Here is a 24,437-nt window from a genome sequence, read left to right as displayed (position 1 = left end):
TTCTTTGGTCGAATAGGGAGAAGGAGGGGGGGTCACAGCTTGTAGCCGATCTGCCGTAACAGGTTCTTGCGGCACAGGATGTCTTCGTCGCCTTCGACGCCATTGGCACAGAAGCCATCCACAACGCCCAGGACCGCTCGTCCCTGTTCCGTCTGCGCGAGTATCACTTCGGTTGGATTGGCGGTTGCACAAAAAATACGGCACACCTCTGGCACCATTTTGACGGTGTTCAACACGTTCAGCGGATAGAAGCCGTCGCCGAGGAAAATGATGAAGCTATGGCCTGCTGCAATGGCTAGCGCATTTTTCCGGGCAAGCTCGATCATGGCGGTATGGGTGCCAGACCATCGCACCAGGCATTTACCGGAGGCTTCACAGAAGGCCACGCCAAACTGAATGCCGGGCACGGCATTGACCAATGCTTCGTGAATGTCCTCGACGGACTTGATGAAGTGCGTCTGACCAAAAATGAAGTTCGTCGCTTCCGGCTTATCGATTTTCAACGTGATGAGTTGCATTTCAAACGCCTCCTTTCACGATGTTGCGGACCAGCGTCTGGCCTCTATTCAAGCCGGGACGGTGTCATGCTCCTCTGATGGAGCTTCTGGGTGGACGCGAGTATCCCCCAGCTTCCTTATCGTTGACTTGGGCAAGGTCGGGGCATCAAGAAGGATCGAATCAATGCGCTTGCGGATGTCCAAAACGATTGGGCCCAGGATCGCCTCGTCCTTGCCGCTGGCGATCTCGTCCTGAATCTCACGAGATATCGCACCGAGTTTCTCGGCGGTGTCTTTGTGCCCGGCAGCCCGGGTGTCAAAGTTCAGGAAGGTCTGAACCGAGCTCAACACCAGGGTCAGAAGCGAAAGGATACCCGCTGCATACTGGAGCCAGGGGGGCGATGAGTCACTGATTGAACCAAAGACGCTGGCGCTGACAATCGCTGACAGCACCACGCAGGGGATGCCCAGTTTCCAGCTGAATTTCTCGAAATCCCGGGCACTGATTTCGTGTTCGATCTGCAACCGCACGATCATGCGATTCCATTTGGTGAGTAGCTCAAGCCGGCTCATGGTTGCAGTCCTTTGCAGGAGGGTTCAGGTGAATATTAGCTCCTATTTGGCCCCCAGTCAGGGCGCCGGAATTCGACGCGACGTTTACGCCGTAGCACCCACCATCGTCCGCCGCCACACGATACGAGCCAACGTAATCGACCAGTTGCACAAAGCGATAACCAGAATGATATAGAGCAGGGCGGGCATGCCGTTATTGACGATCACTTTTCCGGCGAACAGGGGAAACCCAAATACGCCGACAAAATAGGAAAGACTGAACAGCAGCAATGATTGTGCCGTTTGCCCGGCAGGTGCTTCGTTGGCGGCAAGCCCGTTGATGACTGAGTACGTCAAGCCATAGCCCACTCCGAGAATGACCGCGGCCAGCAAATAAGTGCCCGAAGAATTCACGAAGAAGATAAACATCAGGACCGATACCACCATCAACGCGGTCAGCGCACATGACATCACGTACGGGTCGCGCTTGACGATAAATCCTGCGATCAGCAGGCGACATGAGATCGCCGCACACATGAAGCCCAGGAAGAACAGCGAGTAGTCGAGGTGGTTGAGCGCCGCATAAGATGTTTGAAAACTGGACAGCCCGCCAAAGATCGCCCCACCCAGTCCAACCATGACAATGGCGAATACGGCCTTGGAGCGCAGCACCGAACGTGCTGCCCGGGCGGTGATCCTGCAAACGCTTACCGGACCAAGCCGGGCTTGCTGCTGTTTGATTTTCGGTCCGAGCAGGTAAAACACCAGCCCCCCCAACAGGCTGGTGATCGCCGCCACCAGAAACGCCGATTCCACCGAATAACCCAGCGCCTCGGCTGCTCGCCCTACCAGTGGGCCAGTACCGATCCCGCTCATCATGCTGCCCGACAGCAAGGCAAAGTACTTCACCCGACGAACCGGTTCGATGATCATCGCCACGATGATCGGGCCCAGGGTGTAGAAAACACCCCAGCCAAAACCCAGTAGCAGGCCACAGGCCAACAAGGCCACGCCGTAAGTGGGAACCGTTGCAAAACCCAGGCAGGCCGCGGCCAGCAACAGCGCGCCGGCGGCGATTGCCTTGGGGGCGCCGATCAGGTCGGTGAGGTGCCCGGAAAAGATCACGGCCAGGAAGGTGCTGAGCATGGCGACCGAGATGATTGTGCCGGCGTCGGATTCACTGCCACCGCTCTCCCTGAGCTTCATGGCCAATAAAAACGTGGTGCCATAAGACAGGGATAACAAGTAACTGCCCAGGCAAAAAAGTCCGAACAGACCATTGGCGGGGGCGTGACTCGCAGACGCAGTTGACGGCATGGAAATTATTCCTTGTGGATTCGAAAATGCGACAGACAAGCGTTGGCCTTAGTCCGCTGCCCGTTCAAGGCTGGATGCACTGAGGGATAACTTAACGAATTTGGACGAGTCGTAGAAAGACGATTAGTTTCAATGTTTCGGATCCTGACGCCATCGCCCCCTAAACAAACGACAAGCGTTATCGCTGTGGGAGCGGGCTTGCTCGTGAAAGCGGCGGCACAGTCAACATTGATGTCGCCTGACACAACGTCTTCGCGAGCAAGCCCGCCCACAGGTTTCGCACCTCAAGTATTCCGCTCAGGAATACGCCCATAAAAAACATGAATTTTCTTTATAACTCTGGATCTCGTAGCGTGTTTTGCTTCTGCATATGGAGATGACCCCGTGAGCAATTCCCGCCTGCGCCTGTACGTTGACGCTCAATTCACCAGCCCCTATGCCATGTCGGCCTTCGTCGCACTTCGCGAAAAGGGCATCGAATTTGAACTGAGCCCGCTCAACCTCGAAACATCCGAAAACCAGACACCAGACTATGCCAGCCTCTCTCTGACCCAGCGTGTTCCGACACTCGTGCAGGGCGACTTCGCCTTGTCTGAATCGTCGGCGATCACTGAATACCTGGAAGACGTTTTCCCCCAGACGCCGGTTTATCCACGAGATCTGAAACAGCGTGCGAGGGCACGACAAGTTCAAGCATGGCTGCGCAGCGATTTGCTGCCCATTCGGCAGGAGCGATCCACGCTGGTGGTGTTTTATGGCCTCAAATCAGGGCCCTTGTCGCCAGCGGCCGAGTCGGCAGCGCGCAAGCTGTTCGATGCCGCACAAACGCTGCTGGCTGACAGCCCCGAGTACCTGTTCGGCCAATGGTCGATCGCCGATGTGGACCTGGCCTTGATGCTCAACCGGCTGATACTCAATGGCGACTCCGTACCACCCGCACTGGTGGAATACGCGCAGCGCCAATGGCAGCGACCGACGGTACAGGAGTGGGTCAACCTGCAACGTCCCGCGATGTAATCTCAAGCAGTGGGCGAGCGGCAATCATCTGGAAGAGGGAGATAACCATCATGAAGAAAGAGGCGGCTGGCTCAAAGGAAACAGAGGGGGGCGGCTCTGCCTCTGAGCGGATAGACGCGAGGATCAAGGCGCTGGACACGGTAAAGATGAACAAGGCGCTGAACGGGGAGGGCGTAGAGGAAAAACCCGAGATGGCCCAGGCAGACGGTGTTGCTGTTGCTGCATCGACGCCAGCCAGGGCGATGGCCTCATCGCGAGCAGACTCGCTCACGCAAGGGGTCTATGTCGGGCCCAAATAACTGGGGCAATGCAGTTCAAAAGTGTGTGCGGGCTTGTGTGGCGAGGGAGCTTGCTCCCGTTGGGTCGCGCAGCGACCCCGGCATTTCAAAGTTAAACCGCATGCAAAGGGCTTACGACTGCTTCGCAGCCGAGCGGGAGCAAGCTCCCTCGCCACACAAGCCCGCTCTTACAAGAGCTTGCGCTTGATCAGAGGGGCGGTTAGGCAACCAGGCCCTCTTCCCCACGCAGCTGACGGCTCATGTCGTCGCAGCTTTGCGACCAGGCCGTCAGCCACATCGACATCTCGGGTGACTGTTCGGCCAATCCCAGATCCCTGACGATCTCTGCAGATGCAACCGTGCCTTTGGCCGAGCGGAACAGCCCCCGCATGATGACGACGCCAATCACTCGCCCTTTGCTCACGAAGCGGTGTTCCATAAAGCTCCATTTATCGTCCCAGCCGAGCATTTTGGTGTGAATCTCGAACGATTCGAACACCTTCAGCTCACGACGAAACTTGCCCCAGGTATCCCCAACGATCGGTACTGCCTTGTTGCGCAAAGCCACGCGGTAAGCGCCGCTGCGCAGGACGAAATCCATGCGGCCTATATCGGCCAGGGTGAAATAGCGGCCATTGGTGACGTGCCGGTTGAGGTCGAGGTCGAGCGGCCAGACGCGCAGGCGGATGACGGTGGTGGCCAGGGCGTCTACCGGCTTGCGCCAGGGGCGACGAAACAGCATGAGGATAAGTCGAAACCAGAGATTCATAAGGATGCCGAGGGTTGAATGACCGGTGCACTTTAGGGGGGAGAAATCGGATAAGGTAGGTGCACAAATGACTTTTTTCATGCGAAAAGCGCAATCGGGATCATTCATGCACGTCACCCTGCTACTGGCTGATCAATGTTCCGCCGCCAGCGCCACCCTGGCGCTGGAAGTGCTCAGTGCCGCCAACCTGTTCGCCGACACCGCCAGCGCGCCGTTTAATGTGGTTGCCGCCTCACTGGATGGCGGTGACGTCGCCGGATGGGGAGGGCAGACGCTGCACGTGGACCAATCCATCGCCGACATTTCCCGAACCGATCTGGTGGTGATCCCGGGGTTCCTCTTCACACTGAAGGACGCCTTGCCGGCATTTCCCGGTTATGGGCCGTGGCTGCGTCAACAGCACGCGCAAGGTGCCGTTGTGGCTTCCATGTGTACGGCAACGTTCATGCTGGCCGAAGCGGGCATGCTGGACGGCATTCGTGTCACCACGCACTGGGCCTTTGCCGATTTTTTTCGGCGCCGGTATTCACAGGCCTGCCTGGAGGAGGCGCAGATCCTCTGCGAGGACAATCGCCTGATCACCTGCGGCGGCGCGACGGCCGCCATGGATCTGTTGCTGCATCTGATCCGCCGGTTCGCGTCACTGGAGCTGGCGCAGAAGTGTGGCAAATACCTGCTGGTCGACAACGTGCGCAGCGAGCAATCGGTCTATGTCATGTGGTCACTGCCCAAGCACCATGGGGACAGTGACATCCTGCGGGTTCAAACGTGGCTGGAGGATCATTTCCATCAGCCGCTGCTGATCGATGACTTGGCCGAGCGATTCGGGTTTGGCGTCAGGAACTTCAAAAGGCGTTTCAAGGAAGCCACCGGTTACACGCCGCTGACCTATCTGCAAACGCTACGTCTGGAGCGGGCAAAGCAGCTGCTCGAATCCACACGAATGACCCTGGACAGCATCACGTACAAAGTGGGCTACGAAGATGGCAACTCGTTTCGCAGGCTTTTTCGGCAGCGAGTGGGCCTGCTTCCGGCGGCTTACCGAAAGAAGTTTCAAGCGAGCGTGGGTTGAGCGACATCCACTGCTGGTCGAGGCTGTATAAAAACCGGCGTCAAGGCGCAGCGCTCGGACGAACATAGTAATTGTCGAACTCGCCGCTTTCGACGAACTGGAAGCCATGACGGATGTAAAACCGATTCGAAGCGCTCTCTTTGAGCGCGCCCACTCTGATAGGGAGCGCGGCGGCGTCCGCTTCTTTGAAAATCTGTTTGAGGACAGCAGAGCCTACACCTGATCCCTGAGCACTCGGTCGCACATACAAGTGGTCAAGCAGCAGTTCGTTCAGGTGAGGCTTGACCACAATAAAACCAATCCGCACACCGGCCAGCTCGATGTGACGCGTGTTACGGGGATCAAAACCGTTGAGAAAGCGTTCACGGGCACGTACCGGATCAAATCGCCCAACACGCTCCAGACTTTCGCGCATGGCCTCAATTCGAATGGCCACAAGATTGTCCAGGTCGGCGGGTTGAGCCGCGACCAACGTGACTGGAGAATTTTGATCAGGTATGACGGACATCGTCTGCGCTCTAATTATCATCACGGGGAGCCAGCATAGAGCGTGCACCGGCTCGGCGAAGAGTGCTTCGTCGCTGAAAAGGAGCAAAGAGAGTTATAGATTGGCTTCAAGGCTTCGGTGTAGACGCCAGTCATGATGAAATAGCCGCCCGCTTTTGTTGTCCGCAACACTCGATTTGGAGTCGAACATGAAACACGCCGCCGTACTCACCTTCGCCTTGATGCTCAATACAGGGTTATTCAGCCTGCAAGCAGACGCGGCGGGAGATGCTGAGGCGGGTGAGAAGCTGTTTAAGCGAATCTGCGGCGGCTGCCATCAAGTCGGGAGTTCGGCGCGGGGTTCTTTCGGCCCGCAGCTCAATGGCATTTTCGGGCGCCCTGCGGGAAGCACGACGGACTACCAGTACTCATCCGCCATGAAATCATCAGGCGTCGTCTGGACCCGCGAAACACTCACCGCCTACATCGAAGCTCCAAAGGACGTGGTCCCCGGCACCCGCATGATTTTCTGGGGCCTCAGCGATCCGGAAAAGATCGAAAACCTGTTGGCCTACCTTCAGATATTTCAGCCGCAATAATCGGTGCATGCCTACCTTTGTGGCGAGCGAGCTTGCTCGCGCTGGGCTGCGCAGCGGCCCCAAAATCTGACAATCATTGCCGATTTTTGTGAGTGCTACGTACTGGTGCGCCAGCCCGGTCAAGCGGGAGCAAGCTCCCTCTTCACAGGTTTCTCAGTCATTGATTGTGGTTCACGCCCACGCTTTTCCGAGTTCCTCCAGACCGGCGTTTTGCAGGTCCTGCGGGTTCATGACCACACGGAACTTGCAGTTGGCCTGGAAGTTGAGGAAGAAGGGTTCCGCATATCCGGGTATTTCGGAGGGATCCACGATATCGATCAGGAAAATTCCACTTCGCATGCCATCTTGCTCAGTGAAATAAGCCGCCTCGGGCTTAATGGTGTCCAGGATGCGGTTCATGATTTCGCCGACCTTCCCGGACCTGACAAACGCGTTGAAAGGCTCATGGGGGAATTCGACCATCAGTAGCATTTTCATTATTCGATACTCTGTTGATGTGGCGCGCTCCTTACCCGGATCCTTACTCCTGGTGTTGATGCCGCAAGCCGTGCCCGCGGTGTGTGGTTAAGAATAGCGAAGGGTGAGAGGTCGTCGGTGCAGGGTTACGGACGGTCGTTACTGTAGAGACGATGCCGACTCACCGATCCCCACTTACTGCTTTACCGGCGTGCAGAGTTCCACAAGTGTTCCGTCAGGGCATCGAACGTAGGAGACGATTTGTCCCCAGGGTTTGGCGCCTGGCGCAGAGATTTCGACGGCGCCCGCCTTCAACGCTCTGGCATGCGCCGCCGGAACGTCCTCGGTCACCAGACCGACTTCGATTCCGAGTGGTTTGGGGGAAGAGTGCGCCGAGACATGGCCGGTGCTGAAGTTCATCGCAGCCAGTTCATCGGCGGCGAATGCCAGCGCGGTTTCTCCCGTTTCGAGTTCGCCGTAGGTGTTGGATTCATGGAGGAAGCGAACGCCAAGCCCGAAGGCTGACGAAAAGAACTGGAGTGAGGCAACAACGTCCGGGACGTAGATGATCATGTAGCCAAATTTCATGAGCGGGCATTCCTTGTCGCGTCAAATGAGTGGCGAATCTAGCAGATTGTTCTGTAAATCTGTTGTCCGTTTTAAAGCGCTCACAGCATCTTTCTTTCGAGTGGGCGCTGATGGCGCGTAGCTGTTTTCAAGCAGTGTCCTGATTTTGGCGATCCACGCTTTTACTAAGCTCGTGTCCGTCCTGTTTCAGTGAGATGACGGCATGTCATTCGCAGACAAGTTCGTTGCAGAGATACTGGCGCTGAACAATGCGGCGGCTTAGGTGTATTCAGAGGGTGTCATCTTCGTGTCATCGACCTAATGGCAAGATCCTCGCAAACCGTCTTGAGCGCTCAGCGGAACTCCGTCTGCGGGCTGATGAATTTGCCAGGAATCCCCCCTATGAAAGACGCCTCCCTGTTTGCGGCCATTGACCTGGGGTCCAATGCGTTTCGCATGATGATTGGCCAGTCGGTCAGGAGCAATCAGGGGTTCGTGATCCAGGAAGTGAAAACCCTGCGTGAGCCTGTCCGTTTGGCGGAGGGGTTTCAGGGCGGGGCGCTGGACGAGTTAGCGCTGGATCGGGGATGGCAGGCACTCGCGCGGTTTGGCAAAAAACTGCGCGGCTTCGAGGCGGGGCGTGTGCGGGCAGTGGCGACCAGTGCCGTGCGCGAAGCTGACAATGCTCAATTATTTTTGACCAGCGCGGAGCGGCATCTGGGTTTTCGTATAGACGTCATCTCTGGGCATGAAGAGGCTCGACTGGTGTATGCCGGTGTTGCCCATACGATACCCGGCACAGAGAGTATGCGACTGGTCGTGGATATCGGCGGCGGCTCCACAGAATTGATTCTGGGGCAGGGCACGCAGCCCCTGTTGACCGAGAGCATTGCCATTGGCAGCGGCACTCTTGGCACTCGTTACTTTCAGGGGGGGTGTATCACGGCTCAGGCGCTCCTGGAGGCTGAGCGAGTGGCCACTCTACAGTTTGAAAAAGTTACCCGTCGTTATCGTGCAATGGGTTGGCAGCAGACTATCGGCTCTTCAGGCACCGCACGGATGCTGGCCAAAGTGCTCAAGGCCAATGGCTTGAATGACGATGGTCAAAGCGGTATCACCTACGGCGGTCTGTTGCGCTTGTCGTTGCGTCTGCTGGAAGCGGGGCATGTTAAACAACTCAAATTGACGGGCTTGCCACCCCATCGCCTGAGTGTCTTGCCCGGTGGTCTGGTGCTCATGCTGGCGGCGTTCAAGGTATTCGGCATCTCGCATATGAGTCCTTCCGAGTCGGGCTTAAGGTTGGGCGTTCTTCATGGCCTGATGTCCAGGCACTGAATGAAGATGCTTCAATAAAAAAGCTGTGCTATTCGGATCAAACAGGTGTGAGGACGTGATGGCTGACAAACTCCGGGTTCTGTTCGTTTGCGCAAAAAATGACGTTCACTCGCTGATGGCCGAAGCGCTGCTTCGGCACATTTTACGATTCAGTCGGGCAAAAAAACGCATGAAAAAAACCGGCTGATGAGGCCGGGTTCTTTGGTCGAGTGTTGCGGTAAAGCCACTCATTCATGCTGCGCGGTTTTCGATCAGACGATCCGAGCCACCTTCAGCGACGCGATTCTCGATCAGACGATCCGAACCACCTTCAGCCACACGGCTTTCAATCAGGCGATCCGAGCCGCCTTCAGCGACGACCGGGTGAGTAGAAGACGCGGCGAAAGCGTTAACTGCAAAAACCGAGAAAGCGATGCCGAGAAGGGTTTGGCGTTTCATGATGGTGTGCTCCGGGGTGTTATGGGTTGGGTATGGAGCGGATGTTACGCCGAGGATTTTTTATGAGAACTTCATTGAAGTGATGGTGACCATCGACGCCGATGATGATCGGAACGAGCCCCTCCCTGTGGGAGCGGGCTTGCTCGCGAAGACGGCAGCACAGTCAATATTGATGTCGCCTGACACACCGCTTTCGCCAGGCTAAAAACGACCTACTTCAGCGTGAATGTTGCTTTGAGCGGCATGACAACCTTACGCAGGTTGTCTTTGAGAGTGATTTCTAGCGTCCAGATGCCAATGGGATCGTCAGGCTCGCCGATGAAACCGATCACGGGGACGGCGAGATACATGTTGTTCGGCTCCCCATTAAGGCGTCCTTGAAAACAAACGGCATCTCGCTGATTGATCGATTCTGTACCGTTCGGCCTTGTGGCTTTCAAATCGCACGTGATGTTTGCTTCGTGATTGGCATTCAGCATCGGATTTGCAAAAAACGTCAGCGCGAAGACCCTTTCACCTCGGGTGACAATTTTGGCTTCCTTAAATACGGGGGTGGTTTCGGCCGGAGTATTCCACTTCTTTTCCCAATCGGGATCGGAAGTAATTAACAGCGAGCCACCAAACTCCCCAATGGTTCGTCTTGATTCGGTGTCCGGGATTGGCTTGCCGTTTGAGTCCCTCCAGTAGCCAGCCTGTGCACTTGGCCATAAAAAAGACATCGCAATGAAAGCGGTGAGCAATCGAAGGTTCATGAACGACTCACTCTAAGTAGTCGATAGAAATGGCGTAATGCCCATGTGAAATGCCTTGCTCCGCTTGAGTGTAGCGGCAGAAAACGCGCTTACACGAACAGGTCATAGGACAGTTTGCCGATCAGGATCAGCAGCAACACCAGAAACAGAGCCCGGACAAAGGGCACGCCTTTATGAACTGCCAGCCAGGTGCCGGTCAGTGCACCCAGGATGTTGAATGCCGCCATGGGGATGGCGATCAGGTAGAGCACATTACCCGTCGGAATGAAGAACATCAGCGCCGCTACGTTGGTCGCGATGTTCACCAGCTTGGCCGACGCCGAGGCATGCAGGAAGTCGAAGGCGAAGCAGCGGATGAACAGGAAGATCAGGAAGCTGCCAGTGCCGGGCCCGAACAGTCCGTCGTAGAAGCCGATGGCACCGCCGATGACGATCGCCAGCAGTTTTTCCCTGGTACCGATGTGCATGGGTCTGTGCAGGGCGCCGAAGTCCTTTTTCCAGAAGGTGTAGATCGCCATCAGCACGATCAACACCAGCACCGCCGGCCGGATCACCGACTGGGGGACGAACGACACCGTGGCCGCACCGAAGAAGGACATGACAAACGCCGCACAGGCGGCGGGGATCACCAGGCTCCAGTTGATTACCACCTTGAGCACGAAGGACCGGGCCGCGAATGCGGTGCCGCAGGCTGCCGCAACCTTGTTGGTCCCCAGCAACGCCGCCGGTTGTGCCGTGGGCAGCACGTTGAACAGCGCGGGAATCTGGATCAGTCCGCCGCCGCCCACCGCCGCATCGATCAGGCCGGCGGAGAAGGCGAACACGCAAAGGATAATAATATCGACCATGAAATCAGGCTCTGACGATGAAGGGTGGGTGAGCGTCCGGCGGCTTCTACGTGTTTCATCGCATCGGCTTGCCTGCGTCCTTGAGCAGGAAGGTTAACGGAAGGGCTTTTAATGTGTTGCAATGCCACGTTGTGAAAAGTGCAACGAGGTGGCGCATGGCATTGGATATGTTGGGGGAACTTGAAGCCTTCGCGACGGTGGCTCGCAAGCGCAGCTTCGTCGCGGCGGCACGTACTCTGGGGCGCTCCCCCAGCGCGCTGACCCGTGCCGTTCAAGCCCTGGAGGAAAGTGTCGGGGTCAAGTTGCTCAATCGCTCCTCCAATGCAGTGAGCTTGACCGAGGCGGGCGAGCGCTTGTTGCCCCATGCCTACAAAATGCTGGATCTGCAACGTGAGGCGGATGAAGACCTGGCCGGCATCAGCGGCCAGGCCTACGGCTGGGTCCGCTTTTCCGCCCCCGAGTTCCTTGGCCACGGCGTATTGCCCCGGCTGATCGCGCAGTACGCCGAGCGTTATCCAGACGTGAACGTCGATGTGATTTTCACCGATGAGATCATCGACCCGGCCAAGAACAAGCTGGACTTCTCGATTCGCGGCGCGTTTGCGCAATCCAGTGACCTGATCGGCTATCCGCTCTGGAGTTATTCACGTTACCTGTATGCCAGCCCCGGGTATCTGGAGCGGCGCGGAATGCCCGACTCCATTGAGGCGCTGGAGGCGCACTCACTGATCCTGCACACGGCACCGCGGATTCTCAAAGAGTGGAATTTTCGCAGTGAGGCGCAGGCCATCAGCTTTCGGGCTCATCCCAAGTTTCGCTTCAACTCCGGTTCGGCGGTGTTCCAGGCGGCCCTGGCGGGCCTCGGCATCGCCCGCCTGGCGGACTGGCTGGCGGAGCCCGAAGTGGAAGCGGGGCGCCTGCTCCGTGTCTGTCCCGAGTACAAACTTACCTCCAGCAGCGGTGAGAGCCCGCAGATGCACGCGGTGTACCCGGCCGGGAATCTGCCGCTGCGGGTGAAGTCGTTGTTGGAGATGATCCGTGGCGTTGGTGAAAGCCTTGATCGAAAGCATGCAGTAACGTTCCAGGGTGGCTGATGCATCACGAATCGCGGACATAAAAAAACGGGCGCCACTCGGCTGCCCGCTTTCATTTCACTTCACCGCCTGCGCCCGCAAGCGTCTGCCGATCACGTCCATCAAGTTGAAGCGGGTGACGGATTCTTTTTGCATTCAGTCTTGAGCACGTTTAATCGCATTGGCGAGCGTTGCGGCTTCGCCTCTTAGTGAATCGAACTTTTCGTTCAGCTCAGCATGCCCGGGTTTCCAGGCAAAAACACCACCGACGCATCGTTGGCCAAGAACGAGGTCATTGAACGAGCCCATCCCGCCGTAGGCTGACAGCAGATATTCAACCCCGTAGTAATCAGCGTTCAGCAAGTGTGCCCTTGCTTTGCGCATCCACTGGCTCCAGTGAGTGGCGCCATCGCTTTCAAGCACAACGGCGAGCTGGTCAAGCACGCCAATCAGCTGTTCGGTCTTTGGTCCCATTTTAGAAATCACCCAAACTGCGGAACGATGGATTTACCCAGATAATTGACTGCCGACACGTACTGTCGTCCATTGAGGCTGACCAACCTCGCGTGGCACTCGCAGCAATAGTCATCAAGGCCGTTCTGATCGTAGTTAAACAGCACCGTCGCCTCTTGAAGCTCCGAAAGTGTGAATCCTTCCCGCCCAAGAATTTCCTCGAATCGCGCTTTCAGTGCATTGAGTCCGTTGGACAAATAGGGATCACTTTTCAGCTCCGGAGGACAGGGGTCTTGTTTCATCAGATCAACCGCCGCAGCCCTGACGCCCAACGGTCGCAACGCCACGCTTAGATGGGGATCGACATAGGACAGCGAACTGGCGGCATGGTGAGCGAGGCTATGACACACGCTACCAAGGCGTTTATGGGAAGGCATTCACGGTCCTTGCGAAGTGGGAGCGAGATAAGCGATGGATTCTATGCCTCTGCGCGTTCTCCGACAAAAAAACGGGTGCCCTCAAGGCACCCGTTTTCATTTACTCCGCCGCCTGCGCCCGCAAGCGCCGACCGATCACATCCATCAAGTCACAGCCATCGCGCAACGGAATGGCCAGCAGTTTGGCAAAGTCCGACAGCACCACCGTGTCGCAACCGATCTCGGCGCGGAAGGCGATGTTTTCCAGCACCTGCGTGACCGTGCGGATGCGGTAGTCGGCCATGGCTTGCAGGACGTCGAGTGGGGCTTGGGTGTCGATGAGCAGGGAGGCCGGGATCAGGTCGATTCCGGTGAGGGGCATGTATCTATCCATCGGTGAAACTCCGAATCAGGGTTAAAGGACTGATCCGATCGGCAGGTCGCCAAACCTGGTCGCTTCGTGGGAGACGGGGTGACTATAGGTTTTATCGCTTCAGTGGGGATAGGAACGATTTCCGAGGTGGGTGTAGGACCTGTATGTAAAGCAGGCGTGATTAGTCTGGTCGAGAGCATTGAATCCGAGAGGAGCACTGCCTATTTCATGACTCACAGACTGCAAGGTAAGCAGCCTGTGAGTCATGAAGTGGGCGCGCTATGTTGAGTGCCTGTTTGATGACCCGCAGTTCCTCGCCCGTGAGCCGTTTCCTGCCAAAATCGTAGACAACACCACCCGGATCAATGTGCAACGAAAAAAGCCCGACTATCTCGTCGTCAACCTCTTCGACGATCAATTCCATGTAGGCTTCGTTCGAGGTATTCGCAGTTATGTAGGTAAGCCCTTCAACGACCGCGCTACCGCACCAATTCACCTCATCCCACGTCAGGAAATTCTTTTGTGCGGTTCCAACTCCTTGTAGATGCCAGGACGTTGAATCCTCCTGAAGCGCTTGCAATACCGACAGAAATCGCTCGCAGGAGAGGATTTCGAGTTCGTACCTGCGCTTGCCAACGTGAGCGGGATGTATGGCTTCTATTGATGGTTCTGTCGTTTGAGCTGCGTCGACTACATTTGCTTTCAACAGGTGGCTTAGCGCAATTTCTGAAGGTTGTTCACTCCAGCCATTCAAGTCGGAAACGGGGGGCACCATATAAGAAGTATGGTTTCGCCGGCTTGTAGACGGTCGCTTTTATCAAAGTACGCGAATGTTTTTTGGCCCACCGTCGGCAAAATGTCTTTGAGGTGGATGACCGTAGCGCTGTAGTCAACACCAAGATCCTGAGACCAGAATATCGGGCAGTAGGTTTTCATCTGTTAATGCTCCGTTGAAAAGCCCTATCACTTGACCGTGGGAATCTTGGCCACTGGCGATTCTGGGGCTGCAGTGCCTACCCCAAATGTCGAGCGAAACAAGATTTGGATTAGTCCTCCAGGCACTTCGCCCTGTGAAGCCGCCACTATTCAGGAAACGCAGGCAGCCTCGGACTTCATTGAAGTTAGCAGCGCTTTTTCTTTAGAAGACGCGCGCGACTCTCTGCTGATTACGGTCAATGACGTTGCTACAACATCGTGGATTTCGTCTTTAAATGTGATAGTCCAGTGCTGAGAATCTGGCCAGGGTTTTGTTAGAGGGGAGTTTTCCATCAGGTGAAACTCATAGGATTCAAGCCCGGCTGAAAAATACTGATGCTTCCAGATTGATTCATCGGTGAGTGGTTGCACACGGTACTCAATGAGGCCGGTAAAGCAAACCACGGAAAAGACATCATCTTCGTGTGCTTCAAAGCATATGTATAGGTCTGAACCTGAGTAATGGACTGCCGGATGCGCCCACGTTGGAAACACTGGGACATCGGACAAGACAAGGGCTTTGACTTCGTACATGTGGTACCTGTCGCTTAAATTAGCGGGTGGCAATACGGACGCTGTTGAGCGGCCATGCTGACGGCAAAGCCTAGAATCGTGATGGTGGCTCATGTCCGGCCTCCTCTTTAGCGCTGTGTTGTCACTAGATTGACCAGCGTAAGGACATCAGCGGTTACCTGTCTACAGACCGCTTCCGTTTGAATCCATAGTCGAAAGCGGCCATTACTCATGCACCCAAAATCCGCAAAAATAGGAGCGCGTTGTTCCCAGTTCCGTAGCGTAGAATTTCCCCAATGCCAGCCCCCACCCGAGACGGAACTTCAATGCAAACCCCCGCCACCCAATCCCACCCCCTCTGGCAAACCTACCTCCTGTTCCTCGCGCCCATGGTCCTCTCCAACTTCCTCCAGTCCATGTCCGGCACGATCAACAGCATCTACATCGGCCAAATGCTCGGCACCCAGGCGTTAGCGGCGGTATCCGGCATGTTCCCCGTGGTGTTCTTTTTCATCGCCTTGGTCATCGGCCTCGGCGCCGGTGCTGGCGTGTTGATCGGCCAAGCCTGGGGCGCTCGCGAGCCGCACTTGGTTAAGGCCATCGCCGGTTCGACGTTGCTGTTGGGGGCGATGATCGGGTTGGTGGCGGCGGTGTTGGGCAGTGTGTTCGCCCGGCACGCGTTGCAGGGCTTGGGTACGCCGGCGGATGTGCTGGACGATGCGGTGGCGTATGCGCATGTGATGATGTGGATCTTGCCGTCGTTGTTGGTGTTTGTGTTGTTCACGCAGTTGCTGCGCGGGGTGAGTGACACGGTGTCGCCGTTGTTGGCGTTGGTGGTGTCGACGTGTGTGGGGCTGGCGCTGACGCCGGCGTTGATTCTCGGGTGGTTGGGGTTGCCGCCGCTGGGGATTCAGAGTGCGGCGTGGGCGGGGTTGGTGGGTAACTTGTCGGCGATGGGGTGGTTGGCGTGGCGGTTGCTTCGCAAGGGGCATCCCTTGGCGCCGGATCGGGAGATGTTTGCGGCGATGCGGCTGGATCTGGCGATCCTCGGCAAGGTGTTGCGCATCGGTTTGCCCACGGGGTTGCAGATGGTGGTGTTGTCGTTGTCGGAGCTGGTGATTCTGGCGCTGGTGAACCAGCACGGTTCCCAGGCGACGGCGGCGTACGGGGCGGTGACGCAGATCGTCAATTACGTGCAGTTCCCGGCGTTGTCGATTGCGATCACGGCGTCGATCCTCGGCGCGCAGGCCATCGGCGCCGGGCGCATCGAGCGCATGGGGCCAATTTTGCGCACGGGGCTGTTGATCAACGTGTGCCTGACCGGTGGTTTGGTGGTGTTGGGTTATCTGTTGTCGCACTGGTTGCTGGGGTTGTTCCTCACGGAGGATTCCACCCGGGCGATGGCGGAACACCTGCTGCACATCATGCTCTGGAGCCTGCTGGTGTTTGGCTTCCAGGCGATCGTCGGCGGCATCATGCGCGCCAGCGGCACGGTGTTGGTGCCGGTGGTGGTTTCGATCGTTTGCGTGGTCGGGGTGCAGTTGCCGATGGCCTATCTGCTGGATGCGCGCTTTGGCTTGCAAGGGGTGTGGATGGCGTTTCCGGTGGCGTATCTGGGTATGCTGATGCTGCAGACGCTGTATTACAAAATGGTCTGGCAGCATCAGAAGATTGAGCGGTTGGTGTAGGTCACGTGTTGCTCTTGAGCCAGGTTTCGAAGCGCGTCGGCCCGACGATGGGGTGTTCTCCCGGCGTCAGCGAGTGGTCATCGATCGGCGCGCCGAAGTAGGGGACCGCGTCGTCCGGTTGGGCCTGGCGCGGATCGTTGGTGTGTTGCAAGAACAAGCGCACGAACTCCACCAGCGGCCAGCGCTCAGGCCCGGCCACTTCCAGGGTGTTATTGCTCGGCGCTTGCACGGCGATCTTCGCCAGCGCCGTCGCGACATCGAATGCGGCAATCGGTTGCAACGCGGCGGAGGTCAACCGCACGGTGTCGCCGTCCTGCACGCCCGAGTACGAAATGGCCCCGATGAACTCGAAGAACTGCGTGGCCCGCAGCAGGGTGTAGGGAATGCCTGAGTCCTTGATGAGTGTTTCCTGGGCCATTTTTGCCCGGAAATAGCCGCTGTCGAGCATGCGCTCGGTGCCTACCACCGACAGCGCGACATGGTGTTTGACCCCGGCGGCTTTTTCGGCGGCGAGCAGGTTACGCCCGGAGGTTTCGAAGAACTCGAGCACGGCAGCGTCTTCGAAGGAGGGCGAGTTGGCCACGTCGACCACCACGTCGGCGCCTTGCAAGGCCTCTTGCAATCCCTCGCCGGTGAGGGCGTTGACGCCGGTGCTCGGTGACGCGGCCAGGGCTTCATGCCCCAGGTCTTGCAGGTTTTTGCAGAGCTGCCTGCCGATCAGCCCAGTACCGCCAATCACGACGATTTTCATGACGAGTCTCCCGATGCGTGCGCAGTGGGGTGCGAGGTGTCAGCCCCGCTTGGACGTCGTATTTCTGGTCGGGTGGGGGGGGCTGGCCTGGAATCCTGCATCCATTAAAGACCCGGAATGTCCTCAATGGCGCAGAGATCGGGAACTGGTCCGATAGATGGTCGCCGCCGCCGTTACTCCGGTGGTGTGGCCGGAAGTTGGAGGGTGTTTTTGCGGGCCCCATCGCGAGCAGGCTCGCTCCCACATTTGATCGGCGGCGATCACAAAAAGTGGATTCACTGCATATCCCCTGTGGAAGCGAGCCTGCTCGCGAAGAGGCCGGCCCATCCAGCACAAAGCCCATTATTGCTTCTGCTGATTCTCTGCCACTGCAGCCTTCGATTTGCTGAACCGGTAGAACAGGTTGGGCTCGCTCACAATGTAGAGCTCGCCGGAGGTGTCCATGGTCATGCCTTCGGCTTGCGGTATGGTTTTTTTGAGGTCATTCAGGCCGAGCAGGGAGCGGAAGCTGACGAAGTTGCCGTTCTGGTCCAGTTCGGTCACGTTGTAGGACTGCTGGCTCAGTATCAACAAGTGACCGGTCCGTGGATCGTAATAACCCTCGGAAAGGTCCAGGCCGAAGACGCTACGGTCGATCCAGTGGGTCAAGTCCTTGATGCGGACCTGCAATGGGCCGCCGATGGACGCCAGCATGCCCGTGACCGTAAACAGCTGCCGCGGATCGCGTTCCTTGATCGCGAAGATACGATCATTGGCCGCATCATAGGTCACGCCTTCAAAGCCTTTGTTGTGCTCGCTCAGGTTGATCTCGACGGCGACAAATGGGGCGTTCTCCACATGGATCGGACCAGGGCTGTCCGGCAAGGTGACGACGTACAGTCGCTGCAACTCTTCATCGGCGATCACTACGCGTCCGTTGCCTATGTAAGCAAGGCCTTCGGTGTCCTGGAAGCCGATCAGCGGGTAACGTTCGAGCAGATCGCCGTTGCGGCTCATTGCCACTATCTGCATGGGCGCACCATTGGTGATACCCAGCAGACGATCGTGGTCCGGGTCATAGGCGATACCGGACAAATTGGTGATGTCCGCGACAGGCTTGGCCTGGATAACGGCTTTATAGTCCGGCAGCCAGATATTTTTGTCGGGCGCCTGATTACCATGCCAGAGGTTTTTCCCGTATGCATACAGCTGCTGGTGGACCATGAAACGTGCGGAAACCGCGTAGACACCAAGCAGTACAACAATGAAAAATAGTCCCAGCTTCCATTTCTTGCTCATGACTTGTCCTTGTTCCAGCTGAAGCGATAGACCTTTGCGGGTTGTCCGGGCTGGCATTTGCCGTTGTCGGCATCGGCGCCCACGATCGACCATTGCGCGCGAGACGTTTCGCCCAACTCATGGGCGGCCTGGGGATTGAAACACTGGCCCAGCACTTCATCCGGGACCAAGGCGTAGGCGTCACGGTGTTCGCGCAGCCACTGCGCTGCTTGTTCGACCGAGGAGTTGCTCATTCCGAAATGCACGATCGGCTGCCGGGCGAATAACCAGTGGCCCTCGCGCCAGTTGACCAACACCAGATCGGCGCCGTGGGTCATGGTCGCCGCCTGCGCCATGATCGCTTCATGGGGGTTGGGGCCTTCCTTGATCGGCTCGATGAAACCGCGGGCGAACCACAGAACAAACCAGGTCACCACCAGCGCCTGGAATACCCGCATACCGCGCGGGCGCTTGCCGAACCAGCGCTTGAGCAGCCAGGGAATCAGCGGCGCCGCCACCAGCACCAGCCCTGGCAATGCCGGGTAGATGTACAACTTGCGCTTGCCGCTGCTCAGGCAGAAAAACAGCACCACCAGCACCACCCAGCCCAGCAACACCAGCACTCGACCGTCGTGCTTGCGCAGTTGCTTGCGCCAGGCCGGTACCAGCCACGGGAGGGTTAGCACCAACGGCAGCCAGTATTGCGGGATCACGTTGACGAAGAAGTACCAGAACGGTTCGCGATGGTCCCACGCGGCGGCATAGCGTGCCGCTGTCTGGCGCAACAGGATTTCCCGCGCATAGGCGATTTCATCCGCGGTGCCATTGAGCACGATGGACAGTGCCAGGGGCAGCAGCCAGACCGCGATGGCGCCGAGCGCAACCACAAAGCCCAGGAACCACTTGCGCTTCTGGCCGGGCATGGCCACCACGCCGGACCAGTTTTTGCGCACTGCGTAGGCATACGGAATCAACATCAGGACCGGGACGAAGCCGACCCCTTTGGTGATCACGCCAATGCCCATGGCGGCGCAACCCACATAAAACCAGCGCCAGGCCGGCCCGAGCAGCAGGTGCCGCGCCAGCCCGTACAGGCCCAGGGACGTGAACAGAATCAACAGGCTGTCGATCTGGCCGGTACGCAGGATGCTGTAAGTCTGGTACGTGGCCAGGTACAACAGTGCCGCTATTCGACCAATGCGCTGATTCCACAGCCGGCGGCCCAGGTCGTAGACCACGGCCGTGACCGTCGCGGCCGACAACAGCCCCGGAATATACAGGGCGAGGGCGGGCAGGCCGGTGAGCCACGCGAAGAACGCCACCATCCACATGAAGACCGGTGGTTTGTCGCCGTAGATCTCCGCGGCGCGGTGGGGGATGAACCATGAGCCGTTGTGCAGCATTTCCAGGGCTACGCCGAGGAAGCGTTCCTCGTCCACGTTCTGCGGTTGACGCAGCCCCAGGCCAGCGCCGATCAATAGCAAGGCAAGCAGCACCAGGCCCAGGCATTCGATGCCGGGCGACAGGGTTTTACGCATGGCTCAGTCCTTCAGGTGTTTGCTGCGGGCAATCAATTGCAAATTGCGCAGATAGACGATGGAGCCAAAGGCCTGGCCGGCGATGAAGACCGGGTCTTCCCGGTAAATGGCATAAGCGAGCAGCAGGGCGCTGCCGACAATGCTCAGATACCAGAAGCTCACCGGAATCACGCTGCGTTTTTTGTATTCGCTGTACAGCCACTGCAAGACGAAGCGACCGGTAAAGGCAATCTGGCCAGCGAAGCCGACCACCAGCCACAGGGTTTCGCGGGAGACGTTCATCCTTCGATCTCCTGTGCGTTGGTGTTCAACCGCGTGCGTTTGATCAGCCACCACACGCCGAACAGGTCGAGAATGCCCACCAGGGCGCGGTCGATGTTGCCGTATTTGGACACCCCGGCGGTGCGAGGCCGATGGTTGACCGGGTGGACGATCATTCGGCCGTTGTGACGCTGGATCAGCGCGGGAATGAACCGATGCATGTGGTCGAAGTATGGCAAGCGCAGAAACGCCGCGCGCTCGATCAGCTTCAGCCCGCAGCCGGTGTCCGGGGTCGCGTCATTGAGCAGGCGGCTGCGCAGCCCGTTGGCGAAACGCGAGGCCCAGCGTTTACTCGCGGTATCGCGGCGGTTGACCCGGTGCCCGGCCACCAGTTGAACGTCTACCAGCCCCTGTTCACCACGCACCAGCGCCAACATCCCGGGGATGTCCGCGGGGTCGTTTTGACCGTCGCCATCAAGCGTGGCCAGCCATTGCCCCCGGGCGGCGATCGCCGCGTGGTAGAGCGAGGTGCTTTGCCCCAGCGAGCGCTCATGGCGCAGGATGCGCAACGCGTCCAGGCCGCTGTTTTTCAGCTGCCGCAGTTCATGCAGGGTGGAATCGGTGCTGCCATCGTCCACGACAATGATTTCGTAGGCCTCGTCGGCCAATGCGACGCGGATTTCCTCAAGTAACGGTTTGAGGTTGTTCGCTTCGTTCTTTGCTGGAATCAATACAGATACAAAAATGTCTTGGTTCATAGAGTCCCCCCCTTGCTCCTTGGTTTTTTATTTATCAAGGGCTCACGTTTCATATCTGATAGAAGTGGCGATACCACTTCACAAATTCCGCCACGCCTGTCTCAACCGTCACTTGAGGACGGAAGTCGACCCACTCGGCCAGTGCCGAAATATCGGCCCAGGTCTTGATCACATCGCCTGCCTGTAGCGGCATGAAGTTGCGTTGGGCCTTGATGCCCAGCGCGGACTCCAGGCAGTCGACGAACTCCAGCAGCGGCACTGGCTGGCCGCGGCCTATGTTGAAAATCCGGTTTACGCCATCGCCTGGCTCGTTCGGCACGGGTGGCTTGGAGCGCAGGCGGGCGATGCTTTCGACGATGTCGTCGACGTAGGTGAAATCCCGCGACATCTGGCCATGGTTATAGATGTCGATCGGCAAGCCTTTGATGATCGCCTCGGTAAACTTGAACAGCGCCATGTCGGGGCGCCCCCAAGGGCCGTAAACGGTAAAAAAGCGCAAACCGCTGGCTCTCAGGCCATAGAGGTGGCAATAGCTGTGCGCCAGCAGTTCATTGGCTCGTTTGCTGGCGGCATACAGCGAAATGGGATGATCGACGGCGTCTTCGACGCTGAACGGCATTTTGCTGTTGGTGCCGTACACCGAGCTGCTCGAGGCATAGATCAGATGGGCGGGGCGATGGTGCCGGCACGCTTCCAGCACATTCAGAAAACCTACCAGATTGGACTGCGCATAGACGTCCGGGTTATCCAGTGAATAGCGAACACCCGCCTGGGCGGCCAGGTGCACAACCTCGGTAAAGGCATGGGCCTGGAACAACGCCATCAAGGCCGGTTTGTCGACGATATTCAGGGCCTGGAAGCGAAAGCCCGGCAACGATTCCAGCTCCTTGAGCCGGGCGTGTTTGAGTTCCACGCTGTAGTAGTCGTTGAGATTGTCGATACCGACCACTTCAAGGCCTTCGCGACACAAACGCTTGACGGTGTGATACCCGATGAAACCGGCGGCGCCAGTGACCAGAACCGTCATGAGGCCTGCGCCTGTGTGCGACTGATCCCCATCCTGCGCAAAGGACGCCTTTGCATGACAACCCCCTGTAAGTGTTCGCTGATCAACGTATTCTTTTGAGTCGATACCACCGTAGGCTCCATGCCGTGCTCCATTATTTTGTTAACGGCCTGCGCAATGCTCATCATGAGCCGCAGAATTCGCAGCCGTATACCCTGCCAGCTGAATTGTAAAAAAAATGTTAAGTGGTCATTTCGTTTTTATGACCGCCTCCTTATAGGCCTGCGGTTGTGATGGCCCTCACAACGCGGCACCCAGTATCTTCAGGTATTGAGCGCTCTCGGAAATCGTGTTGTGGCCCGTGTCCGGGATGATCTGCAGCGAGGCCACACCTTTGGCGAAATGCGTGTAGAGCCGGTCTGTGCTTGAGCGTGGTATGACTTCGTCGTGCTCGGCCACCACCAACAGCGTCGGGACCGTGATGTGGGCGGCGTATTTCCAGGATTCAAATTTGTCCTGTAACAGCCACTTCACCGGGAACCAGGGGAACTGGCGGGCGGCGAGGTCTTCAAGGCTGTTGTAGGGCGTGATCAGAATCAGCCGCGAGGCCGGACGTTGGCTGGCGAGGCGCACGGCAACGCCCGAACCCAGGCTGCGCCCGACCACGGTGATAGTGGAATGGGTGTTGTAGACCCAGTCGAACAAGGTCATGGCATCGCGCTGAATCGCCTCCTCGGAAGGCGACCCGGAACTGCCACCGTAGCCTCGGTAATGAAGCAAGTAGATCGCATGATCTGCAAAAGCCTGCGAGAAGGAGGGCAGGCTGCGGGAAACGTCCTCGGCATTGCCACCGAAGTAGATCAACGCCTTCGGGCCGTCGTGCGGCCTGACGGTCACCAGCACCTGCGCGTCGGCGACTGACAATGCAAGAAGCGTTTCGGGTGCGTCGATGGCGCGTGGTTGCGGGTAGTAGATGAGGGCGCGTTGAAACACGAACAGCGCGGCGCAGAGCAGCAGGTATGCAATGGCAATGAAAGCGAAGAGAGACGCCAGGGTTCGCGACATTCGACTAAGTTTAGTGGACGACATGGACTGCTTTGGGCCTTGAGACAGCTATTGCTGGAGCGCCGCCAAAGTGTAGTTCAGTAATTTCAGCTGTACAGGAGAGCCGCGGTGCGGAACCTGTGCGGGCTTGCCCGCGAAGACGGCGTCACAGTCAACATTGATGTCGCCTGACACACCGCTTTCGCGGGCAAGCCCGCTCCCACAGGGGTTGTGCTTCACTGACTGGCATTGGCCCATACCCATGGCTGTTTTCACCCGCAGAAGAATACTCACGCTGGCTGCCGGTGCTTCGGCGGTCCTCACCTTCGATCCGGCCTTTGCTGCATCGACGCCGTCGACGGAAACAGGAGGCAAGAACATGCTGACCCGAGCCATTCCTTCCAGCAACGAGCCGTTACCCATTGTAGGGTTGGGCACTTATCGCGGCTTTGATGTCGAGCCTTCAAGCCCCGCTTACAAGCATCTGCCCGCCGTTCTCAACGCGTTGTTCGAGAAGGGGGGAAAGGTAATAGACAGCTCGCCCATGTACGGTCGCGCCGAGCAGACGACCGGTGAGTTGCTATCGATCCATCATCCTCGCTCACCTGCCTTCCTGGCCACCAAAGTCTGGACCCGTGGCCGCGAAGAAGGCATTGCGCAGATGGAGCAGTCGTTCAAGCTGTTGCAAACCGACCGTATCGATCTGATGCAGATTCACAACCTGCTGGACTGGAAAACCCATCTGCAGACCCTGCGTCAATGGAAGGCAGAAGGGCGCATTCGCTACATCGGCATCAGCCATTACACGGCGTCGGCGTATGACGAAGTGGAAGCGGTGTTGCAAGCCGAGCCGATGGACTTCCTGCAAATCAACTATGCACTGGACGACCGCACCGTCGAGAAACGAATCCTGCCGCTGTGCCGCGAACGCGGCGTGGCGGTGATCTGCAATCGGCCTTTCGGCGGAGGTGGCTTGCTCGCTCGATTGAAAGGCAAACCGTTACCGGGATGGGCTGCGCAAGTGGGGATCAACAGCTGGGCGCAACTGGCGCTCAAGTTTGTGCTGGCTCATCCGGCGGTGACCTGTGTCATCCCCGGCACCCGCAACCCACGCTACATGGCGGAAAACGCCGGTGCGGGTGGAGGCCCAATGCTGACGGATGCACAGCGCCAGCAGTTGATTGCCCTGGTGGGGTAGTCGTGTTGACAAAGTAGCGGGGCGACCAATGCCAAATGCGGAACCTGTGGGAGCGAGCCTGCTCGCGAAGAGGGAGTATCAGTCGACATTAATGTTGCCTGACACACCGTATTCGCGAGCAGGCTCGCTCCCACATGGATTGCGCTTAAC

At 57.8% G+C, this 24,437-nt stretch carries 30 protein-coding genes and 2 pseudogenes; 9 read left to right on the top strand and 23 right to left on the bottom strand.

The window, feature by feature from the left end; all coding sequences use genetic code 11:
- Positions 1-32: 32 nt before the first annotated feature.
- The 3 genes from QMK51_RS18330 to QMK51_RS18320 form a co-directional block, all read right to left on the bottom strand.
- On the bottom strand, positions 33-518 hold the full coding sequence (locus tag QMK51_RS18330) for an adenosine-specific kinase (protein ID WP_320391165.1): 486 nt from the start codon (positions 516-518) through the stop codon (positions 33-35).
- Between the two features lie 48 nt (positions 519-566).
- A complete protein-coding gene (locus QMK51_RS18325; protein ID WP_258696584.1) occupies positions 567-1,070 on the bottom strand; it encodes an SLATT domain-containing protein in 504 nt (167 codons plus the stop codon).
- An 84-nt stretch (positions 1,071-1,154) separates the two neighbouring features.
- The gene (locus QMK51_RS18320; RefSeq protein ID WP_320391164.1) at positions 1,155-2,366 is read right to left on the bottom strand and encodes an MFS transporter; all 1,212 of its coding nucleotides are present in this window, start codon (positions 2,364-2,366) and stop codon (positions 1,155-1,157) included.
- Positions 2,367-2,750: 384 nt separating this feature from the next.
- Between QMK51_RS18320 and yfcF the strand changes: the two genes are divergently transcribed.
- Both yfcF and QMK51_RS18310 read left to right on the top strand, forming a co-directional pair.
- Entirely contained in the window at positions 2,751-3,383 is a 633-nt protein-coding gene (gene yfcF, locus QMK51_RS18315) for a glutathione transferase (RefSeq protein ID WP_320391163.1), read from the top strand.
- Positions 3,384-3,433: 50 nt separating this feature from the next.
- Complete coding sequence (locus QMK51_RS18310) at positions 3,434-3,682, top strand: hypothetical protein (RefSeq protein WP_320391162.1); 249 nt, start codon at positions 3,434-3,436, stop codon at positions 3,680-3,682.
- Positions 3,683-3,881: 199 nt separating this feature from the next.
- Here QMK51_RS18310 and QMK51_RS18305 read toward each other — a convergent pair whose 3' ends face one another.
- On the bottom strand, positions 3,882-4,430 hold the full coding sequence (locus QMK51_RS18305) for a thioesterase family protein (protein WP_320394534.1): 549 nt from the start codon (positions 4,428-4,430) through the stop codon (positions 3,882-3,884).
- Positions 4,431-4,536: 106 nt separating this feature from the next.
- Here QMK51_RS18305 and QMK51_RS18300 point away from each other — a divergent pair, with 106 nt between their 5' ends.
- The gene (locus QMK51_RS18300) at positions 4,537-5,502 is read left to right on the top strand and encodes a GlxA family transcriptional regulator (RefSeq protein ID WP_258696582.1); all 966 of its coding nucleotides are present in this window, start codon (positions 4,537-4,539) and stop codon (positions 5,500-5,502) included.
- Between the two features lie 40 nt (positions 5,503-5,542).
- Here QMK51_RS18300 and QMK51_RS18295 read toward each other — a convergent pair whose 3' ends face one another.
- Positions 5,543-6,010 (bottom strand): GNAT family N-acetyltransferase, encoded by a 468-nt coding sequence (locus QMK51_RS18295; RefSeq protein WP_320391161.1) that lies wholly within the window; start codon positions 6,008-6,010, stop codon positions 5,543-5,545.
- 187 nt (positions 6,011-6,197) lie between these two features.
- Between QMK51_RS18295 and QMK51_RS18290 the strand changes: the two genes are divergently transcribed.
- Entirely contained in the window at positions 6,198-6,587 is a 390-nt protein-coding gene (locus tag QMK51_RS18290; RefSeq protein WP_320391160.1) for a cytochrome c family protein, read from the top strand.
- Between the two features lie 171 nt (positions 6,588-6,758).
- Here QMK51_RS18290 and QMK51_RS18285 read toward each other — a convergent pair whose 3' ends face one another.
- Complete coding sequence (locus QMK51_RS18285; protein WP_258696579.1) at positions 6,759-7,064, bottom strand: panthothenate synthetase; 306 nt, start codon at positions 7,062-7,064, stop codon at positions 6,759-6,761.
- 174 nt (positions 7,065-7,238) lie between these two features.
- The gene (locus QMK51_RS18280; protein ID WP_258696578.1) at positions 7,239-7,631 is read right to left on the bottom strand and encodes a VOC family protein; all 393 of its coding nucleotides are present in this window, start codon (positions 7,629-7,631) and stop codon (positions 7,239-7,241) included.
- 381 nt (positions 7,632-8,012) lie between these two features.
- On the opposite strand from QMK51_RS18280, the gene QMK51_RS18275 reads away from it, so the two are divergent.
- Together QMK51_RS18275 and QMK51_RS18270 are read left to right on the top strand one after the other, a co-directional pair.
- Complete coding sequence (locus QMK51_RS18275; protein ID WP_320391159.1) at positions 8,013-8,945, top strand: Ppx/GppA family phosphatase; 933 nt, start codon at positions 8,013-8,015, stop codon at positions 8,943-8,945.
- Positions 8,946-9,003: 58 nt separating this feature from the next.
- Positions 9,004-9,084: pseudogene (locus tag QMK51_RS18270) on the top strand (arsenate reductase ArsC); the annotation flags it as partial.
- Between the two features lie 95 nt (positions 9,085-9,179).
- Here QMK51_RS18270 and QMK51_RS18265 read toward each other — a convergent pair.
- From QMK51_RS18265 to QMK51_RS18255, 3 genes and pseudogenes are all read right to left on the bottom strand, one after another.
- Positions 9,180-9,383 (bottom strand): annotated as a pseudogene (locus QMK51_RS18265) (phage infection protein); the annotation flags it as partial.
- Between the two features lie 212 nt (positions 9,384-9,595).
- Complete coding sequence (locus QMK51_RS18260; RefSeq protein ID WP_320391158.1) at positions 9,596-10,135, bottom strand: hypothetical protein; 540 nt, start codon at positions 10,133-10,135, stop codon at positions 9,596-9,598.
- Positions 10,136-10,224: 89 nt separating this feature from the next.
- On the bottom strand, positions 10,225-10,983 hold the full coding sequence (locus QMK51_RS18255) for a sulfite exporter TauE/SafE family protein (protein ID WP_320391157.1): 759 nt from the start codon (positions 10,981-10,983) through the stop codon (positions 10,225-10,227).
- A gap of 155 nt (positions 10,984-11,138) precedes the next feature.
- On the opposite strand from QMK51_RS18255, the gene QMK51_RS18250 reads away from it, so the two are divergent.
- Complete coding sequence (locus tag QMK51_RS18250) at positions 11,139-12,077, top strand: LysR family transcriptional regulator (RefSeq protein WP_320391156.1); 939 nt, start codon at positions 11,139-11,141, stop codon at positions 12,075-12,077.
- A gap of 135 nt (positions 12,078-12,212) precedes the next feature.
- Here the strand turns inward: QMK51_RS18250 and QMK51_RS18245 are convergent, their stop codons facing one another.
- The 5 genes from QMK51_RS18245 to QMK51_RS18225 form a co-directional block, all read right to left on the bottom strand.
- Entirely contained in the window at positions 12,213-12,530 is a 318-nt protein-coding gene (locus QMK51_RS18245) for a DUF6966 domain-containing protein (RefSeq protein ID WP_320391155.1), read from the bottom strand.
- A gap of 8 nt (positions 12,531-12,538) precedes the next feature.
- Positions 12,539-12,946 carry a hypothetical protein gene (locus tag QMK51_RS18240; protein WP_320391154.1) on the bottom strand — a complete coding sequence of 136 codons (408 nt, stop codon included), beginning with the start codon at positions 12,944-12,946 and terminating at the stop codon, positions 12,539-12,541.
- Positions 12,947-13,046: 100 nt separating this feature from the next.
- Positions 13,047-13,319: a hypothetical protein gene (locus tag QMK51_RS18235; RefSeq protein ID WP_007935387.1), complete on the bottom strand. Its 273-nt coding sequence runs from the start codon at positions 13,317-13,319 to the stop codon at positions 13,047-13,049.
- A gap of 205 nt (positions 13,320-13,524) precedes the next feature.
- Positions 13,525-14,052: a hypothetical protein gene (locus tag QMK51_RS18230; RefSeq protein ID WP_320391153.1), complete on the bottom strand. Its 528-nt coding sequence runs from the start codon at positions 14,050-14,052 to the stop codon at positions 13,525-13,527.
- Positions 14,053-14,384: 332 nt separating this feature from the next.
- Positions 14,385-14,807: a hypothetical protein gene (locus QMK51_RS18225; RefSeq protein WP_320391152.1), complete on the bottom strand. Its 423-nt coding sequence runs from the start codon at positions 14,805-14,807 to the stop codon at positions 14,385-14,387.
- A gap of 305 nt (positions 14,808-15,112) precedes the next feature.
- Here QMK51_RS18225 and QMK51_RS18220 point away from each other — a divergent pair, with 305 nt between their 5' ends.
- On the top strand, positions 15,113-16,474 hold the full coding sequence (locus QMK51_RS18220) for an MATE family efflux transporter (RefSeq protein ID WP_320391151.1): 1,362 nt from the start codon (positions 15,113-15,115) through the stop codon (positions 16,472-16,474).
- A gap of 1 nt (position 16,475) precedes the next feature.
- Here the strand turns inward: QMK51_RS18220 and QMK51_RS18215 are convergent, their stop codons facing one another.
- The 8 genes from QMK51_RS18215 to QMK51_RS18180 all read right to left on the bottom strand — a co-directional run bounded on the left by QMK51_RS18215 (position 16,476) and on the right by QMK51_RS18180 (position 23,470).
- On the bottom strand, positions 16,476-17,225 hold the full coding sequence (locus QMK51_RS18215) for an SDR family oxidoreductase (RefSeq protein WP_320391150.1): 750 nt from the start codon (positions 17,223-17,225) through the stop codon (positions 16,476-16,478).
- 342 nt (positions 17,226-17,567) lie between these two features.
- Positions 17,568-18,503 (bottom strand): SdiA-regulated domain-containing protein, encoded by a 936-nt coding sequence (locus QMK51_RS18210; RefSeq protein WP_320391149.1) that lies wholly within the window; start codon positions 18,501-18,503, stop codon positions 17,568-17,570.
- A complete protein-coding gene (locus QMK51_RS18205) occupies positions 18,500-20,020 on the bottom strand; it encodes an ArnT family glycosyltransferase (RefSeq protein WP_258696567.1) in 1,521 nt (506 codons plus the stop codon). Before QMK51_RS18205 ends, QMK51_RS18210 begins: the two co-directional genes overlap by 4 nt.
- Positions 20,021-20,023: 3 nt before the next feature.
- A complete protein-coding gene (locus QMK51_RS18200) occupies positions 20,024-20,302 on the bottom strand; it encodes a lipid-A-disaccharide synthase N-terminal domain-containing protein (RefSeq protein ID WP_320391148.1) in 279 nt (92 codons plus the stop codon).
- On the bottom strand, positions 20,299-21,039 hold the full coding sequence (locus tag QMK51_RS18195) for a glycosyltransferase family 2 protein (protein WP_258696565.1): 741 nt from the start codon (positions 21,037-21,039) through the stop codon (positions 20,299-20,301). Before QMK51_RS18195 ends, QMK51_RS18200 begins: the two co-directional genes overlap by 4 nt.
- 49 nt (positions 21,040-21,088) lie before the next feature.
- Entirely contained in the window at positions 21,089-22,066 is a 978-nt protein-coding gene (locus QMK51_RS18190) for an NAD-dependent epimerase (protein WP_320391147.1), read from the bottom strand.
- A gap of 279 nt (positions 22,067-22,345) precedes the next feature.
- Complete coding sequence (locus QMK51_RS18185) at positions 22,346-23,134, bottom strand: alpha/beta hydrolase (protein WP_320391146.1); 789 nt, start codon at positions 23,132-23,134, stop codon at positions 22,346-22,348.
- 24 nt (positions 23,135-23,158) lie between these two features.
- Positions 23,159-23,470 carry a hypothetical protein gene (locus QMK51_RS18180; RefSeq protein ID WP_320391145.1) on the bottom strand — a complete coding sequence of 104 codons (312 nt, stop codon included), beginning with the start codon at positions 23,468-23,470 and terminating at the stop codon, positions 23,159-23,161.
- Here QMK51_RS18180 and QMK51_RS18175 point away from each other — a divergent pair.
- Positions 23,469-24,287, top strand: a complete 819-nt coding sequence (locus QMK51_RS18175; protein WP_320391144.1) for an aldo/keto reductase — start codon at positions 23,469-23,471, stop codon at positions 24,285-24,287. The two genes, QMK51_RS18180 and QMK51_RS18175, sit on opposite strands and share 2 nt — an antisense overlap.
- Positions 24,288-24,437: the final 150 nt, after the last annotated feature.

It is taken from the genome of Pseudomonas sp. P9_31 (assembly GCF_034008235.1).
GTDB lineage: Bacteria > Pseudomonadota > Gammaproteobacteria > Pseudomonadales > Pseudomonadaceae > Aquipseudomonas.
The sequence above is the reverse complement of the archived record's forward strand: the minus strand, read 5'-3'. Positions and strand labels throughout refer to the sequence as shown.

Bases quoted from the DNA above. Each gene is read 5' to 3' on its own strand.
- QMK51_RS18255 (WP_320391157.1), bottom strand. From the start codon at position 10,983: ATGGTCGATATTATTATCCTTTGCGTGTTCGCCTTCTCCGCCGGCCTG.
- QMK51_RS18245 (WP_320391155.1), bottom strand. From the start codon at position 12,530: ATGGGACCAAAGACCGAACAGCTGATTGGCGTGCTTGACCAGCTCGCC.
- QMK51_RS18180 (WP_320391145.1), bottom strand. From the start codon at position 23,470: ATGTTCTTGCCTCCTGTTTCCGTCGACGGCGTCGATGCAGCAAAGGCC.
- QMK51_RS18220 (WP_320391151.1), top strand. From the start codon at position 15,113: ATGCAAACCCCCGCCACCCAATCCCACCCCCTCTGGCAAACCTACCTC.
- QMK51_RS18300 (WP_258696582.1), top strand. From the start codon at position 4,537: ATGCACGTCACCCTGCTACTGGCTGATCAATGTTCCGCCGCCAGCGCC.
- QMK51_RS18320 (WP_320391164.1), bottom strand. From the start codon at position 2,366: ATGCCGTCAACTGCGTCTGCGAGTCACGCCCCCGCCAATGGTCTGTTC.
- QMK51_RS18250 (WP_320391156.1), top strand. From the start codon at position 11,139: ATGGCATTGGATATGTTGGGGGAACTTGAAGCCTTCGCGACGGTGGCT.
- QMK51_RS18260 (WP_320391158.1), bottom strand. From the start codon at position 10,135: ATGAACCTTCGATTGCTCACCGCTTTCATTGCGATGTCTTTTTTATGG.
- QMK51_RS18215 (WP_320391150.1), bottom strand. From the start codon at position 17,225: ATGAAAATCGTCGTGATTGGCGGTACTGGGCTGATCGGCAGGCAGCTC.
- QMK51_RS18225 (WP_320391152.1), bottom strand. From the start codon at position 14,807: ATGTACGAAGTCAAAGCCCTTGTCTTGTCCGATGTCCCAGTGTTTCCA.
- QMK51_RS18200 (WP_320391148.1), bottom strand. From the start codon at position 20,302: ATGAACGTCTCCCGCGAAACCCTGTGGCTGGTGGTCGGCTTCGCTGGC.
- QMK51_RS18190 (WP_320391147.1), bottom strand. From the start codon at position 22,066: ATGACGGTTCTGGTCACTGGCGCCGCCGGTTTCATCGGGTATCACACC.
- QMK51_RS18210 (WP_320391149.1), bottom strand. From the start codon at position 18,503: ATGAGCAAGAAATGGAAGCTGGGACTATTTTTCATTGTTGTACTGCTT.
- QMK51_RS18175 (WP_320391144.1), top strand. From the start codon at position 23,469: ATGCTGACCCGAGCCATTCCTTCCAGCAACGAGCCGTTACCCATTGTA.
- QMK51_RS18195 (WP_258696565.1), bottom strand. From the start codon at position 21,039: ATGAACCAAGACATTTTTGTATCTGTATTGATTCCAGCAAAGAACGAA.
- QMK51_RS18290 (WP_320391160.1), top strand. From the start codon at position 6,198: ATGAAACACGCCGCCGTACTCACCTTCGCCTTGATGCTCAATACAGGG.
- QMK51_RS18185 (WP_320391146.1), bottom strand. From the start codon at position 23,134: ATGTCGTCCACTAAACTTAGTCGAATGTCGCGAACCCTGGCGTCTCTC.
- QMK51_RS18325 (WP_258696584.1), bottom strand. From the start codon at position 1,070: ATGAGCCGGCTTGAGCTACTCACCAAATGGAATCGCATGATCGTGCGG.
- QMK51_RS18310 (WP_320391162.1), top strand. From the start codon at position 3,434: ATGAAGAAAGAGGCGGCTGGCTCAAAGGAAACAGAGGGGGGCGGCTCT.
- QMK51_RS18240 (WP_320391154.1), bottom strand. From the start codon at position 12,946: ATGCCTTCCCATAAACGCCTTGGTAGCGTGTGTCATAGCCTCGCTCAC.
- QMK51_RS18280 (WP_258696578.1), bottom strand. From the start codon at position 7,631: ATGAAATTTGGCTACATGATCATCTACGTCCCGGACGTTGTTGCCTCA.
- QMK51_RS18205 (WP_258696567.1), bottom strand. From the start codon at position 20,020: ATGCGTAAAACCCTGTCGCCCGGCATCGAATGCCTGGGCCTGGTGCTG.
- QMK51_RS18285 (WP_258696579.1), bottom strand. From the start codon at position 7,064: ATGAAAATGCTACTGATGGTCGAATTCCCCCATGAGCCTTTCAACGCG.
- QMK51_RS18295 (WP_320391161.1), bottom strand. From the start codon at position 6,010: ATGTCCGTCATACCTGATCAAAATTCTCCAGTCACGTTGGTCGCGGCT.
- QMK51_RS18235 (WP_007935387.1), bottom strand. From the start codon at position 13,319: ATGGATAGATACATGCCCCTCACCGGAATCGACCTGATCCCGGCCTCC.
- QMK51_RS18305 (WP_320394534.1), bottom strand. From the start codon at position 4,430: ATGAATCTCTGGTTTCGACTTATCCTCATGCTGTTTCGTCGCCCCTGG.
- QMK51_RS18330 (WP_320391165.1), bottom strand. From the start codon at position 518: ATGCAACTCATCACGTTGAAAATCGATAAGCCGGAAGCGACGAACTTC.
- QMK51_RS18275 (WP_320391159.1), top strand. From the start codon at position 8,013: ATGAAAGACGCCTCCCTGTTTGCGGCCATTGACCTGGGGTCCAATGCG.